Annotated in this window: 17 protein-coding genes; 10 read left to right on the top strand and 7 right to left on the bottom strand. The window is 61.9% G+C overall.

Annotated features, from left to right (window positions below):
• Positions 1-76 precede the first annotated feature (76 nt).
• From ACW9IN_RS18610 to ACW9IN_RS18600, 3 genes are all read right to left on the bottom strand, one after another.
• A complete protein-coding gene (locus tag ACW9IN_RS18610; RefSeq protein WP_016976954.1) occupies positions 77-1,090 on the bottom strand; it encodes an AI-2E family transporter in 1,014 nt (337 codons plus the stop codon).
• A gap of 223 nt (positions 1,091-1,313) precedes the next feature.
• The gene (locus tag ACW9IN_RS18605; protein WP_017849707.1) at positions 1,314-1,613 is read right to left on the bottom strand and encodes a PsiF family protein; all 300 of its coding nucleotides are present in this window, start codon (positions 1,611-1,613) and stop codon (positions 1,314-1,316) included.
• Positions 1,614-1,684: 71 nt separating this feature from the next.
• Positions 1,685-2,473 carry an AraC family transcriptional regulator gene (locus ACW9IN_RS18600; RefSeq protein WP_457367266.1) on the bottom strand — a complete coding sequence of 263 codons (789 nt, stop codon included), beginning with the start codon at positions 2,471-2,473 and terminating at the stop codon, positions 1,685-1,687.
• 98 nt (positions 2,474-2,571) lie between these two features.
• Here ACW9IN_RS18600 and ACW9IN_RS18595 point away from each other — a divergent pair, with 98 nt between their 5' ends.
• Positions 2,572-3,459 carry a DMT family transporter gene (locus ACW9IN_RS18595; protein ID WP_457367265.1) on the top strand — a complete coding sequence of 296 codons (888 nt, stop codon included), beginning with the start codon at positions 2,572-2,574 and terminating at the stop codon, positions 3,457-3,459.
• 68 nt (positions 3,460-3,527) lie between these two features.
• Here the strand turns inward: ACW9IN_RS18595 and ACW9IN_RS18590 are convergent, their stop codons facing one another.
• Entirely contained in the window at positions 3,528-4,418 is an 891-nt protein-coding gene (locus ACW9IN_RS18590) for an esterase/lipase family protein (protein WP_457367264.1), read from the bottom strand.
• Positions 4,419-4,511: 93 nt separating this feature from the next.
• Positions 4,512-5,153: an FMN-dependent NADH-azoreductase gene (locus tag ACW9IN_RS18585; protein WP_457367263.1), complete on the bottom strand. Its 642-nt coding sequence runs from the start codon at positions 5,151-5,153 to the stop codon at positions 4,512-4,514.
• A gap of 136 nt (positions 5,154-5,289) precedes the next feature.
• On the opposite strand from ACW9IN_RS18585, the gene ACW9IN_RS18580 reads away from it, so the two are divergent.
• Positions 5,290-6,189, top strand: a complete 900-nt coding sequence (locus tag ACW9IN_RS18580; RefSeq protein ID WP_457367262.1) for a LysR substrate-binding domain-containing protein — start codon at positions 5,290-5,292, stop codon at positions 6,187-6,189.
• Positions 6,190-6,287: 98 nt separating this feature from the next.
• The gene (locus tag ACW9IN_RS18575) at positions 6,288-6,818 is read left to right on the top strand and encodes a ferritin-like domain-containing protein (protein WP_457367261.1); all 531 of its coding nucleotides are present in this window, start codon (positions 6,288-6,290) and stop codon (positions 6,816-6,818) included.
• A 148-nt stretch (positions 6,819-6,966) separates the two neighbouring features.
• Here the strand turns inward: ACW9IN_RS18575 and ACW9IN_RS18570 are convergent, their stop codons facing one another.
• Positions 6,967-9,036: an AsmA family protein gene (locus ACW9IN_RS18570; RefSeq protein WP_457367260.1), complete on the bottom strand. Its 2,070-nt coding sequence runs from the start codon at positions 9,034-9,036 to the stop codon at positions 6,967-6,969.
• Positions 9,037-9,395: 359 nt separating this feature from the next.
• Here ACW9IN_RS18570 and ACW9IN_RS18565 point away from each other — a divergent pair, with 359 nt between their 5' ends.
• Both ACW9IN_RS18565 and ACW9IN_RS18560 read left to right on the top strand, forming a co-directional pair.
• Positions 9,396-9,806 (top strand): hypothetical protein, encoded by a 411-nt coding sequence (locus ACW9IN_RS18565; protein WP_457367259.1) that lies wholly within the window; start codon positions 9,396-9,398, stop codon positions 9,804-9,806.
• A gap of 163 nt (positions 9,807-9,969) precedes the next feature.
• Positions 9,970-10,602 carry a TetR family transcriptional regulator gene (locus ACW9IN_RS18560; RefSeq protein WP_457367267.1) on the top strand — a complete coding sequence of 211 codons (633 nt, stop codon included), beginning with the start codon at positions 9,970-9,972 and terminating at the stop codon, positions 10,600-10,602.
• 4 nt (positions 10,603-10,606) lie between these two features.
• On the opposite strand, the gene ACW9IN_RS18555 is transcribed toward ACW9IN_RS18560, so the two are convergent.
• A complete protein-coding gene (locus tag ACW9IN_RS18555; RefSeq protein ID WP_457367258.1) occupies positions 10,607-11,104 on the bottom strand; it encodes a C40 family peptidase in 498 nt (165 codons plus the stop codon).
• Between the two features lie 339 nt (positions 11,105-11,443).
• On the opposite strand from ACW9IN_RS18555, the gene ureE reads away from it, so the two are divergent.
• The 5 genes from ureE (at position 11,444) to ACW9IN_RS18530 (ending at position 15,136) form a co-directional block, all read left to right on the top strand.
• Positions 11,444-11,944, top strand: coding sequence for an urease accessory protein UreE (gene ureE / locus ACW9IN_RS18550; protein WP_457367257.1), 501 nt, complete (start codon positions 11,444-11,446; stop codon positions 11,942-11,944).
• Entirely contained in the window at positions 11,941-12,615 is a 675-nt protein-coding gene (locus ACW9IN_RS18545; protein ID WP_457367256.1) for an urease accessory protein UreF, read from the top strand. Before ureE ends, ACW9IN_RS18545 begins: the two co-directional genes overlap by 4 nt.
• A 26-nt stretch (positions 12,616-12,641) precedes the next feature.
• Positions 12,642-13,256, top strand: a complete 615-nt coding sequence (gene ureG / locus ACW9IN_RS18540; RefSeq protein ID WP_457367255.1) for an urease accessory protein UreG — start codon at positions 12,642-12,644, stop codon at positions 13,254-13,256.
• 24 nt (positions 13,257-13,280) lie between these two features.
• Positions 13,281-13,853: a HupE/UreJ family protein gene (locus ACW9IN_RS18535; protein ID WP_457367254.1), complete on the top strand. Its 573-nt coding sequence runs from the start codon at positions 13,281-13,283 to the stop codon at positions 13,851-13,853.
• A 173-nt stretch (positions 13,854-14,026) separates the two neighbouring features.
• Complete coding sequence (locus tag ACW9IN_RS18530; protein ID WP_457367253.1) at positions 14,027-15,136, top strand: AGE family epimerase/isomerase; 1,110 nt, start codon at positions 14,027-14,029, stop codon at positions 15,134-15,136.
• Positions 15,137-15,195 lie beyond the last annotated feature (59 nt).

Genomic DNA, 15,195 nt, shown 5'->3' with positions numbered 1-15,195 from the left:
ATCGCATTCCAATGTGGGAGCGGCGGTGCGACGATTCGACTTGCCCGCAATGGCGTCAGACCAGGCAATACAAGACTTAAACCATCCCCCCAAGCTTCAGCTCACTCTTGAGGTACGCATAATAAATCGGCCCTGCCACCACGCCGGGCAGGCCGAATGCGGCTTCGAACACCAGCATCGCCAGCAGCAACTCCCAGGACTTGGCGCTGATCTGCCCGCCGACGATGCGCGCGTTGAGGAAGTACTCGATCTTGTGGATCACGATCAGGTAGCCCAGTGCCGCCACCGCCACCCAGATCGACAGCGACAGCGCGACGATGGTGATCAGCGTGTTGGACATCAGGTTGCCGATCACCGGCAGCAGACCGAGCAGGAAGGTCAGCACGATCAGGGTTTTGGTCAGCGGCAGGTGAATCCCGCACAGCGGCAGCACCACGGCCAGGAACACGGCGGTGAACGCGGTGTTGAGCGCGGCGATCTTGATCTGGGCGAAGACGATATTGCGAAACGCCTGGACCAGCAGGTGCAGGCGGTCGAACAGCGCGGCCGCCAGGGGCTTGCGCTTGGTCAGGTCGGGCACGCGCTGCAGGGCGATAATGGCGCCGAGCACCATGCCGATCAACAGGGTCACGAACATGTGGGCGGCATCCTTGCCCACCAGTTGCAGTTCGCTCAGGTGCTTGCTCAGCCAGTCACCGATGGCCACGCGGAATTCGGCGGCGCTGGCGGGCAGGTAGGCGTCGAGGAACGGCGGCAACTGGCCGCGCGCGCGGTCGACCACGCCCATGAATTTGTCGAGGGAAGCCCCGGGGTTTTCCGCTTCGTGGAGCAGAAAGCTGATGGCGCCGGCAAAGATCAGGGTCAGCACGCTGACGATCAAGGTGCCCAGCAAGGCCACCGCCAGCCAACGCGCCCGCCGCCCCTCGATCAGCCGTTGCAGTTGCGGGGTGAGCATGTTGACCAGCTCGAATACCAGAAGGCCGGCCAGCAGGCTGGGCAGCAATTTGAGCGGCAATACCAGCAGCAGTCCGCCAAAAATAATGATGTAGCTGGCCAGCAATATCACGTGACGCTGAGAAAACGTTGGCATACAGCCTCAAAACGAACGGCGTTGAAGGAAGGGCAGTCTGCCAGCCTTGAGAGAATCAAGCGAGAACTCTGACTGTTGCGAATATCGACACGGCGGGAGCTGATATCTGTGGGAGCCGGCTTGCCTGCGATACAGACGCCTCGGTACATCAGTCGAACCGAAGTGATGCATTCGCAGGCAAGCCAGCTCCCACAGCCGATCATCAGTGCCCGTGAATTCGTGGCTAACCTTTCAGGCACGTGCTCATGAAGGTTTTGCGCGCGTCGCCGGTCAGCGCCTTGGTTTTCGCCGACGCATTGCAATCCTTCATCTTCTGCTGCTGCGGCGTCAGGGTCTTGGCGTCATTGGCCGCCGGGGCCGACAGGCAGGTCTTCATGAAGGCCTTGCGTTCATCACCCTTGAGCGTCTTGGTGGTGGCTTCGGCGTTACAGGTGGTCATCTTGTTTTGCTGGGCGGTGGCCGCAAAGCCCTGGGAACACAGCAGCAAGCCCATCATCAACAGCGGAATACGCAGCATCTTCATGGAGTTTTCTCCCTGTTACCGCACCGGGGGGCACGGCCTATCCAGCAGTGTAGTCAAAGCCTGTTACATCTTCACCGACTGCGCATATTCGACCGCCGGTACTGCTCCGGGGTGCACCCGGCATGGCGCTGGAACATCGCGATAAAGGCCGAAGCCGTGCTGTAACCCAGGTCGAACGCCACATGTTGCACGCTGCGCTGGCTGTCGAGGGCGTCGAGGGCCGCCAGGTAGCGCAGGCGCTGGCGCCATTCGCCGAAGCTCATGCCCAGTTCCCGCACGAACTGCCGTGCGAGGGTACGCTCACTCACATGCACCTGTTCGGCCCATTGCGCCAGCGGACGGTTGTCGGCCGGGTCGGCCTGCATGCCCTCCAGCACGCCCAGCACCCCAGGGTGGCGGGCGTAGGGCAGAAAGCAATCGTGAATCGGCGCCTGTTTGAGCTGGTCCACCAGCACCTGGGCCAGGCGCACATCGGCTTCACTGTGGGGGATATTGACGTCGCGCTGGGCGAAATCGCTGAGGATCGCCTTGAGAATCTCGCTGATCGCCAGGGTGCATGGCTGTTTGGGCAACTGCTCGCACAATTGCGGCGACAGCCCTACCGAGCGATAGACAATCGCCTGGGCGTTGTAGGAGCTGTGCTCGGTGTTCGGTGGGACCCATACCGCGTACTGCGGGGGCGACATAAAGCGGTTGCCGGCCACTTCCATGCGCATCACGCCGCTCGCCGAATAATCCAGCGACCCCCAGAGATGCCGATGCGGCGTGCACTCGGTGTCCGGGGCGAATTCCGAGTAACGGAAGTAAACAGGGCTCGGCAGGCTGGGGAAATCCGCAAGGCGTACGGTGTGTCTGGGCATGTTGTCTGGATACAGAGGTCGTTTGTCCGGTTCGCAGTATAGGCTTCGATCCAGACAAGGGATAATCCTGTCTCATCTACCCACCTGGTTTTCTTTCGATGCAATACGCGTATCCCCTGCTGGCTATCTTTATCTGGGCCGGCAACACCGTGGTCAACAAAATGGCCGTGGGCGTGATCTTCCCGGCGGAGATCGGCTTTTACCGCTGGCTGCTGGCCGCGCTGCTGTTCACGCCTTTCATGCTCAAGCCGGTGTTCACTCACTGGGCGTCGATCCGCCCGCACCTGGGCAAGATCGCTGTCCTCGGCCTGATGGGCATGGCGGTGTACCAGAGCCTGGCGTACTACGCCGCGTCGATGACCACCGCCACCAACATGGGCATTATCTTGTCGCTGATGCCCCTGATGGCCCTGACAGCGGCGATCATCAGCCTCGGCCAGCGCCTGACCTACGGAGCCCTCACCGGCGCGGTACTGTCGTTTGCCGGCGTGGTGGTGGTGGTATCGTCGGGCAGTTTGGGGGCCTTGTTGCAGCATGGGGTCAATCTGGGCGACGCCATGATGCTGGTGGCGACCCTGGCCTACGCGATCTACAGCACCCTGCTGAAAAAATGGCAATTGCGCCTGCCACCGCTGGTATTGCTGTATTTGCAGATCTGGGTGGCGGTGATCGTGCTGTTCCCGCTGTTCCTGTTCTCGCCCAAGGCCGGACTGAGCATGGCGAATATCCCGCTGGTGCTGTATGCCTGCCTGCCCACCTCGATGCTGGCGCCGCTGGCGTGGATGCATTCGGTGAAAACCTTGGGCCCCAGCCGCACCACCTTGTTTTTCAACCTGCTGCCATTGCTCACGGCGTTGATCGCGGCGGTGGTGTTGAAAGAAGAGCTGGCGCTGTATCACCTGGTGGGGGGCGTGCTGACGCTGGGCGGAGTGATTCTGTCGGAACGCTGGACCACGCCGGTGCGTCATCAGGTCAAGGGGGCCTGATCCATCGCTATCGCAATTCCCCTGTGGGAGCTGGCTTGCCTGCGATGAACGATGACGCGGTCTACCCGCTATACCCCCACGGCCTTCAGCCTTTTGGCATGCTCGACAAACAGCCCGATCGGCTCGGCGCCCTTGCCCACCAGGCCCATGGACTGGTTGACGATATCGAAGTGATCCAGGGCATAGTCATCGCCAATCACCTTTCCCAGGTGCGAACTGTAGCGGCCGACCATGCCGTCGCACTGGCCCTTCTCGCGCACAAAACTGCGGGCGAACCAGCGGCAGCTGCGGTTCGTGCCATCGAACAGGTTGCGCCCACGGTCGGTGATGCCGGGCTGCAAGGTGCCCGACCACGAGTAATAGCGCACGCCATTGACCACTTCGTCGCCCTGTCCACCCCACGTCTGAGGCAAGCCTTGGGGATACTGGCGGTTGAACAGGGCCACGCCCCCGCTGGTCAAGGAAAGATGCGACGCCCGCAAGTCCGCCTTGAAGCGCGGCCCGCGAGCGCCGGTTTCCAGCAACGCCATCAGCCAGGCGACCAGGTGAAACAGGGCGCTCATCAAGCGGCCTTTGAGGCCATCGACGGGATAATGGGCCTGGATATGGTCGGCCAGCTCAGAGCCCTGATTGGGCCCGGCGACTGACGTTACCGAAGCCACCCATTCCGGGCGCACAGCCGCTGCATAGCGCGCAGTCAGTGCGCCCTGACTGTGGCCGATCAAGTTGACCTTGTCGGCCCCGGTCTCCAGGCGAATGCGCTCGATCTGCACCAGCAACTGCTCGCCGCGCACCTCACTGGAATCCAGCGGCGCGACCTTCACCGGGAACACCCGCGCGCCCCCGGCCCGCAGCGCCGGCACGATGCCGTACCAGTAGGGGAACCAGCCCACACGCACGAAGCCCAGCATGCCGGGCACCAGCACCAGGGGGTAACGCGTGGCAAGGGCGTGGGACATGCCGCAGACATCCTGATCATGGGGGCGATGGTTCCATGCTAGATCAGCGATGGATAAACCGATATGACCGCCCCATGACCAACCCATGACAACTTAAAAGCTGCGCGCAACCTCATGCAGCTCGCGGTCGGCTTTTTCAAAGGAGCGCTGGAACACGCTTTTGTCCGACTCTTCGCCTTCGGCGGCGATCACGCTGACGTCGTCGATGCCGATATACCCCAGCACCGTGCGCAGATGCGGGTCGGCATGGTTCATCCATTCGAACTCGCCGCCCGGGCCAAACCCGCTGCCACCCCGGCTGGTGATGATCAATGCCTTTTTACCCTGCAATAACGCCTGGTACTGCGCGTTGCCGTCGCTGTCCAGGCTGATGTCGAAGGTAAGCCCCATGCGCACGATCTGATCGATCCAGGCCTTGAGGCCGCTGGGCACACCGAAGTTGTACAGAGGCATGGAAATCACCAGCAGCTCATGGTCGATGAGTTCGCCCACCAGTTCATTACTCAATTGCAGGTCGGCCTGCATCACCTTCGGCAGGGACTGCGGCTCGGGGTAGAAATTCGCCGCCACGAACGCTTCGGTGACGTGGGGGATGAACGCCCGCCCGACCTCGCGCCGGGTGATGTGGGCATCGGGGTTGGCAGCCTGCCAGGCGCCGAGGAACGATTCGGCGAGGCGTCGGGAGTGGGAGCGTTCACCGCGGGGGCTGGCGTGGATGACTAGCATTTTTTTCATCTGTATAACCTTCTCGAGTTAGACTCAGGCGGCCTGAATGCTCGCCCTTGTTGCTCGAAAATCTATAGCCGACAGGCATGTTCGACAAATGAGCAATAGTTGATCCAGATGAATACAACTCACCCATGGAGCCCGCATGTTCGCCTCGTTGCCCCTCACGGCCCTGCGCACCTTTGAATCGGCCTCACGCCTGTTGAGCTTCAAGGCGGCGGCCGAGGAGTTATCGGTCACGCCCACGGCGGTGTCCCACCAGATTCGCAGCCTGGAAACCTGGCTGGGGGTGGCACTGTTCGAACGCCTGCCACGCCAGGTACGCCTTACCGAAGGCGGTGAGCGGCTCTTTCGCAGCGTGCACGGTGCCCTGCTCGAGGTGGCGCAGAGCGTCGACACCCTGCGCCCGCAGCGCAGCGTCGGCCAGCTCACAGTGTCCACCACGCCCGCCTTTGCAGCGTTATGGCTGGTGCCGCGCCTGGGCCGTTTCTACACCGCCCACCCCGATATCAGCCTGCGCCTGGACACACGTTGCGAAGTGGTCGACCTGCAACAGGACGCCAGCGTCGACCTGGTGATTCGCTACAGCCTCGGCGACTACCCGCACCTGTACGGACAGTGTCTGTTCGACGAATCGTTTGCGGTGTACGGCTCCCCGGAACAAGTCACACGCGCCGCCACCCACACGCCGACGCTGATCAGCGTGCGCTGGCACAACTCCGATCTGTACGCCCTGGGCTGGCAGGCCTGGTGTGAAAAGGCCGGCGAGCCGTGGCTGGCCCACACTTCGCTGCTGCGCGAATACGACGAAGAACACTACGCCCTGCAAGCCGCCATCGCAGGACAAGGGCTGGTGCTGGCCAGCAATATCCTGGTGTCGGAAAGCGTGGCGGCAGGCCTGCTGTTGCCCTACCGGCCACAGGTGCGCGTAGAGGGTGCCGGTTACAGCGCCTTGTGCGTGCCGGGGCGCGAGCGGCATTCGCCGGTGCGGGCGTTCTTTCAGTGGGTGCAGGAGGAGGCCAGGCTGTCCGGTCAGGCCCGGTAAAATCCGATAAAACTTTTTGCGTGGCGCAGCACTCACAACTGGGAACGATCACGCCGGCAGAGCGTGGCGTAAAACCGGATTAGCCCCAGGAGATTGAGATGACTGACTCACATTTGTCCGACGTAGCCACCCTGCGCAACCGCGCTCGACAAAATGTCGAAAACGGTGCCGTAACCGAAGGCTACGACGCCGACCGCCAAGAGATCCTGCGCCTGCTCAACGAGTCGCTGGCCACCGAACTGGTCTGCGTGCTGCGTTACAAGCGCCACTACTTCATGGCCAACGGGGTCAAGGCCCACGTCGCCGCCGAAGAGTTTCTGGAACACGCCAACCAGGAGTCGGCGCACGCCGACAAGCTGGCCGAGCGCATCGTGCAATTGGGTGGCGAGCCGGAGTTCAACCCCGACCTGCTGTCCAAGCACTCCCATGCGCAATATGTGGCGGGCAACACGTTGAAAGAGATGGTCTACGAAGACCTGGTGGCCGAGCGGATCGCGGTGGACAGCTATCGCGAGATCATCCAGTACATCGGCGACAAAGACCCGACCACCCGCCGTATCTTCGAAGACATCCTGGCTCAGGAAGAAGAACACGCCGATGACATGGCGGATATTCTGCAAGACCTGTAAGCCATCTTTGAAGGAGCCGGCTCTGATCGTTCCCACGCTCCGCGTGGGAATGCCGCTCTGGACGCTACGCGTCCGCCTTTGAAGTCGTGACGCGGAGCGTCACAGGATGCATTTCCACGCAGAGCGTGGGAATGATCGGCTTTGTCAGTCAGCCCTTGACGGTCTTCGGCGCCTTGCCTTCCTTCATCTGCTGCAACAGCGGCGCGCATTGGTTAGGCTCGTCGCCACTCGGCGCTACCAGCGCCAGCAAGCCAGCCGCCGGCCCCACGATCACCCCCAGCGCCACCATGCCCGCACCACGCAACGCCAGCGGAACCGCTTTCACACCGGCATTGGGTTTGATGAACGGCCCGCTGACGTACAGCGGCGAACGCAGCGAGAACAGGCGGAAGCCTTTCGACTCCGGCGTGATGGTCAGGTCCAGTTGCTCCGTGGCCATGTTCGCGGTGCCGTCGACGTAGATGATCGCGTTCTCGGTATCGAACACAAACAAGCGAGTCGTGGCCAGGCCGGTTTTGATGCCGAAGTCCGCCGCCGCGCAGTTGATCTTCACTTCTTTGTCGCCGAACAGACGGCCCATCACGTAATTGCCGACGTTGAGCCCGGCAATTTCCATCAGGCCGCGGCTGATGGCGCCGTCGTTGATCAGCATTTTCAGATCACCGTTGGAGGTGCCCAGCAGGGCCGCGACGGAATTGCCCCGCCCGGAGATGTCCGCATCACCGTTGAGCTCGCCGAAGCTGGTCTTCATCGGTTCGAAGGTCGGGAACAGCTGCTTGAGCTTGAAATTGCGCGCCGTCAGCCGGGCGCGGCCTTCCATGGGCGTGGTGCGGCCGTTCAGGCGAATCTGTGCATCCAGCTTGCCGCCGGCCACGCCGAATCGCAGGGGTTCGAGGGTGAGTTCGCCGTCGTTGAGCACCAGATGGGTATAAAGGTCCGTGAACGGCAGCTCGGCACTTTGCACGATGCGCTTGCCGGTGAATTCCACATCGGCATCCATGTCACGCCAGCGTTCCGTGCGGAACTCTTCTACCGGCAGCACTTTGGTCGCCGGCTGCTTGCTTTCACCGCCACGGGCCTTTTGCTTGGCGTTGGAATCGGCGCCGATCAGCGGCGCCAGGTCGGTCATCAGCAGTTGATTGGACACCAGTGCGCCGGTCAGCTTGGGCCGAGGCTGGCTGGCGACATAGCCGAGGTTGCCGTGGATATCGCTGTCGCCGATCTTGCCGTTGAAGTTTTCATAGCGGAATGACGCACCGTTGGCGTCGTGCAACTGAGCGATCAGACGGCCGTCAGTGGAATAGGCGGGAGAGTCCGGCAGGGTCACGCCGGTCAGCGGATAGAGGTTGCCCAGGCTGCTGCCGGACAGTTTCAGGCGCAGGTCCAGAGCGCCGAGGTTGAGCGGGTCGGTCAGGGTACCCGCCAGGGCGATGCTGGTGTCGGCGATTTTCGCCTGGGCTTGCAGCGGGAACGGCCTGGCCGCGTCCTGCAAGGCCAGAAGGCCGCCGACCTTGCCGGCACCGTCGAGTTTCTGGCCATGGTATTGGCCCTTGACCTTGAACCCGAACGCATAGTCCTGGGGTGCGGTGCCTTTTTCCCGGGCTTTTTTGGCATCGGCATCACCGACGATCTCGCCGAACGGAATGGGCTTGCCCAGGGGATCGATGATCACATCCAGCTGGGTCTTGAGGGTCTGGTCGTCCAGGGTCACGTGGCCCTTGTCAAAACCGATTGCACCAATGTCCACCACCCAGTTGGAGGGCTCGGCATTGGGGTCTTTGGGGTCGAACTTGAAGGTCCAGTTGGCGCGGCCATCAGCCAGACGCTGCAACTGCGCGCTCGGTTCGGTGAGGTCGATACGCGGGATGACCACGCGCTGTACCAGCAACGCCAGGGGTGAAATGCGCAGTTCGACCTTCTTGAGCGTGACCATTTGCGGGTTTTTGGACCACTCCGGATTACCCAGGGTCAGGTCCTCGGCAATCACGTGGGGCCACGGCACCCAGGCGCGCCAGCCTCCTTCATCAGGCTCGCGGGCCCACACCACCGCCAGGTTGCCATTGATGGCAAACGGTCGATGCAGCTCTTCGGAGACCTTGGCATTGAGGGGCGGTTTGATGCGGTTCCAGTCAAAGAACACCAGAACCAGCACCACGGCGGCGATTAACACAACGAAGCTGGCGCAGCTCCAAGCGACGATTTTACGCGTGCGCGTCATTGCACAGCACTCCTGAATACGACGGGCCGGGATCCTGCCCTTGAGAACAGCTCATAGAACTAAGACTGGCAAACGCCGCAGGGGTTTAACTCAATCGCCCGCCAGCCCGGAAAAACATCAATTTCTGACCACATAGACAGATTAACCCTACGTTAACGCACCATTGTTACCCACGTTCGTGTCGAAAATACCCACCTCGGTGCAAAAGCGCGGGCTTGAGAGGCCCGATCTAGAGCCCTCGCCCTGAACAATCAATTCTGTTGATTATTACCATTGTGTTTATGAACTTTTATATCGACTTACCGAGAGTAACATTAGCCCTGTACCCACTTTATCGCCCTCCCGAGGAGCAACCCATCATGAAACGCCAAGTACTCGCTACCGTCCTGTTATCCATCCTGGCTTCCAGTGCCTTTGCTCTGCCAGCCGCCGAACAAGCGACTCCACAGAATAAAGCCCAGGCCATTGAGTCCAGCCAGACTCTGGCTCGCAGCGGTTCGCAAGAAGAAGAGAACCGTGACTACGCCAAAGGCGTTGCTGAAAACGGTTCTGAACAAGCCAACAAACGCGCTTACACCGAAGGCGTTGCAGAAGGTGGCCGTGATCGCCTGGAACAGAAAGGTCTGGTTGAAGGTGGTGCCGAGCAAGCCAACAAACGTGCCTACACCGAAGGTGTCGCTGAAGGTGGTGCCGACCGCCTGCTGGAACGCAACGCTGTAGCCGAAGGCGGTGCAGACCGTCTGCAAGAACTGCATCAAGCACAGAGCTGAGCCCGTGGTGGCCCGTAAAAAAGCCCGATCCCTGGATCGGGCTTTTGACTTTCTATAGCACTTGCCCCGTTATTCCCTGCCCCCAGCACCCACCAAGTTCGACGCCCACGAAGCTGTTTTGCTAGAGTGCGTCGCTGTACTTGCCGACAAAGCCCGCCCGCCGATGCTGCCCCGCGCCGAACAGAAGCAACAGACCCGCCTCGCCCTGATGGACGCAGCCCGCCATCTGATGGAGTGTGGCCGTGGGTTTGGCAGCCTGAGCCTGCGGGAAGTGGCCAAGACAGCGGGTATCGTGCCCACCGGTTTCTATCGTCATTTCGCCGACATGGACCAACTGGGCCTGGCATTGGTGAGTGAAGTCGGCCAGACCTTCCGCGCCACCATTCGCCTGGTGCGCCACAACGAATTCGTGATGGGCGGCATCATCGACGCCTCCGTGCGGATCTTCCTCGATGTGGTCTCGGCCAACCGTTCGCAATTCCTGTTCCTGGCCCGCGAGCAGTACGGCGGTAGCCTGGCGGTGCGTCAGGCTATCAGCGCCTTGCGCGAAGACATCACCCGCGACCTGGCCGCCGACCTGACGCTGATGCCCAAGCTGCAACACCTGGACGCCGAAGGCTTGCACGTGATGGCCGACCTGATCGTCAAAAGTGTCTTCGCCACCCTCCCCGATATCATCGATCCACCGGCCCAGGCCCTGCCGGACCACCTCACGCCCCAGGCGAAAATCACCCAGCAACTGCGCTTTATCTTTATCGGCCTCAAGCACTGGCAAGGCCTGGGCAGCACCGAATAACCGGTCAGCCGGCGTTATGGAAACGCTTGGCGGTGGTGTAGTGCTTGTTCCAATAGCTGTTGCTCAGCGAGTCGATACGGATGCTCTTGCCGGTGCGCGGCGAATGAATGAACTTGCCCTCGCCAATGTAAAGGCCCACGTGGCTGACCTGACCCCGCCCATTGCCCTTGAAGAACACCGCATCGCCAGGCTTGAGCGCGCTGCGCGCGATGGTCGCCGCCGTTGAGCGGTGCATCGCCGCCGTGGTGCGCGGAATGTTGAGGTTGGCTTCGGTCTTGAACAGATAGACCAGGAAACTGCTGCAATCGAACCCCTGCTCCGCCGATGTGCCACCCCACTTATAGGGTGTACCGAGCAATTCATGGGCTCGGTCGACCACATTGGTGATCGCCGTGGCCTTTAATGGTGTTCCGATACGCACCTGGGGTTGGAAATTGGCCGATACCGACGAAATGGAAAATGACAGGCCGAGAATGGCTAAACAGAAAAATGACTTGAACATGATGAACGTCGCAGTGAATTAAACACGGCGCAAAGCCTAAAGAAGCGACGAGTAAGCTCATGAACTCCTAATCCCGAACATGCGTAGGACAAATCCGAAAAAACACCACAAAGAAACGGATGAAAGATATTTCATGCAGCAATCAGCCGTTCTCAACGTGAATCGCCCCGTCGTGGTGCTATAAATCCCGTCACGCACCATCTTGAAACATCTTCTGAATCTCACGACGCCCTATTGGGAAGCACACCCGTGCCTGCCTACAGGGAATTCCTACTTCAAAGCGTGATTGGCAAGGCCCTTGCTCTAGCTCTTTCATCGCTCATAGCTGGAAGCCTTCTGATGCTGGTGATCCACCGCCGAATCGCCCCGCAAGCCCTCTGGGACGCGGAGTTGCTGCTGAATTTCGAAGCCCGCAGCAAAAGCCGCCTGCGCTGTTTCAGTGCCGATGGCGAAGACGTCGGCCTGTTTCTGGAGCGCGGCCAACCGCCGCTGCACGATGGCGAATGCCTACAGGCCGAAGACGGACGCGTCGTACGTGTCTGCGCCCGTCCTGAACAGTTGCTGCATGTCACGTGCAGCAGCCCCTTCGAACTGACCCGCGCGGCCTATCACCTGGGCAACCGCCATGTGGCGTTGCAGGTGGGGGATGGCTGGTTGCGCTTGCTTGATGACTACGTCCTCAAAGCCATGCTCGAACAATTGGGCGCCGTCACCGAAGCGATTGAAGCGCCGTTTCAGCCGGAACAGGGTGCCTACGGCGGTGGCCATCATCATTCGCGACACGGTGATGAAGACTTCAACTACCCGCCCAAGCTGCACCAGTTCGGCGTACGGTTGTGAACCCAGCCTGGGCACTGTTGCGACTGGCCAGCCCGCAATTGCCGATTGGCGGCTACAGCTATTCCCAAGGCTTGGAAATGGCGGTGGAAGACCGGCGCGTCGAGGATGCGGCCAGCGCCCGGCGCTGGATCAGCGATCAACTGCTGCTCAACCTCGCGCGTTTCGAAGCGCCGTTGTTGCTCGCCCATTGCCGCGCAGCCGCCGCACAGGATTGGCAACGCCTGGCGCAGTTGTGCGAAGAACATCGCGCCAGCCGTGAGACCCGGGAGCTGTATCAGGAGAGCCGGCAGATGGGCTATTCCCTGCAACAACTGCTCAACGGGTTGCCGGAACTGGACGAAGACGCCCGCACGTTCCTCGAACAACACCGCGAACCGCACCTCGCCCTGGGCTGGGCCCTGGCGGCACGCGCCTGGCGCATCAGCGCCGAGGACGCACTGGCGGCCTGGCTGTGGAGCTGGCTGGAAAACCAATTGGCCGTGCTGATGAAAACCCTGCCCCTGGGCCAGCAAGCCGCCCAGCGCCTGACCACTGAGCTGTTGCCGTTGCTGCAACAGGCCCAGCAGGACGCCGGGCGCATCGCCCCCCATCAAATCGGTAGCGCTGCATTCGGCCTGGCCCTGGCGTGCATGGCCCACGAGCGTCAGTACAGCCGCCTGTTTCGTTCCTAGAAGACCTGCTTATCGTGGAGAAACACATGAATACACAACCCTTGCGCGTCGGTATCGGCGGCCCGGTGGGCTCCGGCAAGACAGCCCTGACCCTGGCTCTGTGCTTGGCGTTGCGTGACCGCTACAACCTGGCGGTGGTCACCAACGACATCTATACCCGCGAAGACGCCGACTTCCTGGTGCACAACCAGGCCCTGGCGCCGGAACGCATCATCGGTGTGGAAACCGGCGGCTGCCCGCACACGGCGATCCGCGAAGACGCCTCGATCAACCTGGAAGCCGTGGACCAGCTCAACCGCCGCTTTCCCGGCCTGGACCTGATTCTGGTGGAGTCGGGCGGCGACAACCTGTCGGCGACGTTCAGCCCGGAACTGTCCGACCTGACCATCTACGTGATCGATGTGTCCGCCGGCGACAAGCTGCCGCGCAAGGGCGGGCCCGGTATTTGCAAATCCGACCTGCTGGTGATCAACAAGATCGACCTGGCTCCGTTGGTCGGCGCCTCGCTGGAACTGATGAACAGCGACACCACACGCATGCGCAACGGCAAACCCTTTGTGTTCAGCAACCAGAAAACCGGTGTCGGCCTGGACGACATCGTTGCCTTCATCGAACGCCAGGGCTTGCTGACCGCCGCCTGATCTCACTTCACAAGGAACCTGCTCATGGGTCTCAACAAACTTCTCGCCACCGCCGCCCTGCTGCTGGCCCCTGCTCTCGCCTTCGCTCACCCCGGGCACGGCGACAACGGGCTGGTCGCCGGTATCAGCCACCCCCTGGGCGGTATCGACCACCTGCTGGCCATGGTTGCAGTCGGTCTCTGGGCCGCGCAGCAAAAAGGCAACGCACGCTGGGCGCTGCCTTGCACATTTGTCGGCACCATGTTGATCGGCGGATTGCTGGGCTTCGAAGGCCTGGAACTACCGGCGCTGGAGAGCGGGATTGCCGCGTCGGTATTGGCGTTGGGCCTGGCCGTGGCACTGGCGGTGCGCCCACCGCTGTTCGTGGCCGTGGGCGCGACCGCCCTGTTCGCGCTGTTCCACGGTGTGGCCCATGGCCTGGAACTGCCCGACATGTCCAGCCCGTGGGCATACGCCGCCGGCTTCGTCGGCGCGACCGCCGCGCTGCACGCCGCCGGTTATGCCGTGGTGCGTTTCCTGCCGGCTGCTGCGGCACCACTGGTGCGGATTGCCGGGGCAGCTTCGGCGGCGACCGGAGTCTGGTTGCTGGCCGGCTGATTTACGGCGCAGCCAAGGGCCTCATCGCAGGCAAGCCAGCTCCCACAGTTGATCGGGTTCACAAGCCAAAACTGTGGGAGCCGGGCTTGCCCGCGGTGACGGACTCAAAGCCACCACCCACCTCAACCCTGCTACCATGCGCGCCAACACCTCTGCCGTGACGACGCCAGCCAATGCCCAGCGCTTCCCAACCCGCCTTGAACACCGTGCTCCAACACTTCCACAGCCTGATCGTGCCGCTCTGGCAGGGTCCGGGCTGGAATGCCGAGCTGGCGCTGCCCTATGAGGCGCTGGACGCCGACCATCAGCCGCTACCCCCGCAACGCTATCGCGCCATGGCCTGCGCCCGTCAGTTGTACCTGTTCGCCAGCCTGATCGGCGAGCCCGGCGCAGACTTTGCCGCAGACCGCGCAGCGGCGCTGTTCCGCTCCCTGCAACGGCACTTCCACGATGCCGAACACGGCGGCTGGTTCTACAGCATCGACCCGGCCGGGCAGCCGCTGGACAAGCGCAAAGACCTCTACACCCATGCCTTCATTATCTTTGCCTGCGCCCATTACTGGGCCAAGGTGCGCGAACCGTTGGTGGAGTCGGTGCTCAACGCCGCGCTGGAAGTGGTCGCCGAGCGTTTCGCCAGCGGCGATGGCCTGTATGAGGCCGTGCTGGAACGCAACTGGTCGTCGCTCAAATCCGGGCCGTTGCAAAACCCGCTGATGCACCTGGCCGAAGGTTTCCTCGCCACCTTGCAGGTGCGTGACGACGCCACCGTACAAGCGGCTCTACTGGCGCTGACCGACGCCATGCAGACGCGTTTCATCGATCGCCAGCATGGCGTGATGATGGAAAAACCGCTGGGCGCTGTGGATAACTGGTTCGAGCCCGGGCATCAGTTCGAATGGTTCTTCTTGCTGGACTCCTCGGACGTACTGCGCGGCTCCCCGCTGCACGCTTCGCTCAACCGGGCCTTCACCTACGCCGAACATACGGGTGTGGATAAGATCACCGGTGCCGTCAGCGGCATGCTCGCCCTCGACGGCCGCGTGCGTGACGGTACCCAGCGGATCTGGGCTCAGGCCGAGTACCTGCGGGCACTGACCTTGCGTCCTGGCAGTGACGCCGTGCTGCAACGCCAATTGCTGGCGCTGCAACAGCGCTTCCTGCATGACAAGGGCTGGAACGAATGCCTGGATGCCCAGGGCCTCGTCAGCCGACGGGATATGCCGTCGACCACGCCGTATCATTTGGCGACCTGCTATCAGGGCCTGATCCAGCATCTGGGTTGACTTCAAAGGCCTCTTCGCGGGCAAGCCCGCTCCCACAGGTTTGATTTGTGAACACCGTC

It is taken from the genome of Pseudomonas sp. SDO5271_S396 (assembly GCF_054071795.1).
This window is presented reverse-complemented; position numbering and strand designations above follow the sequence as displayed.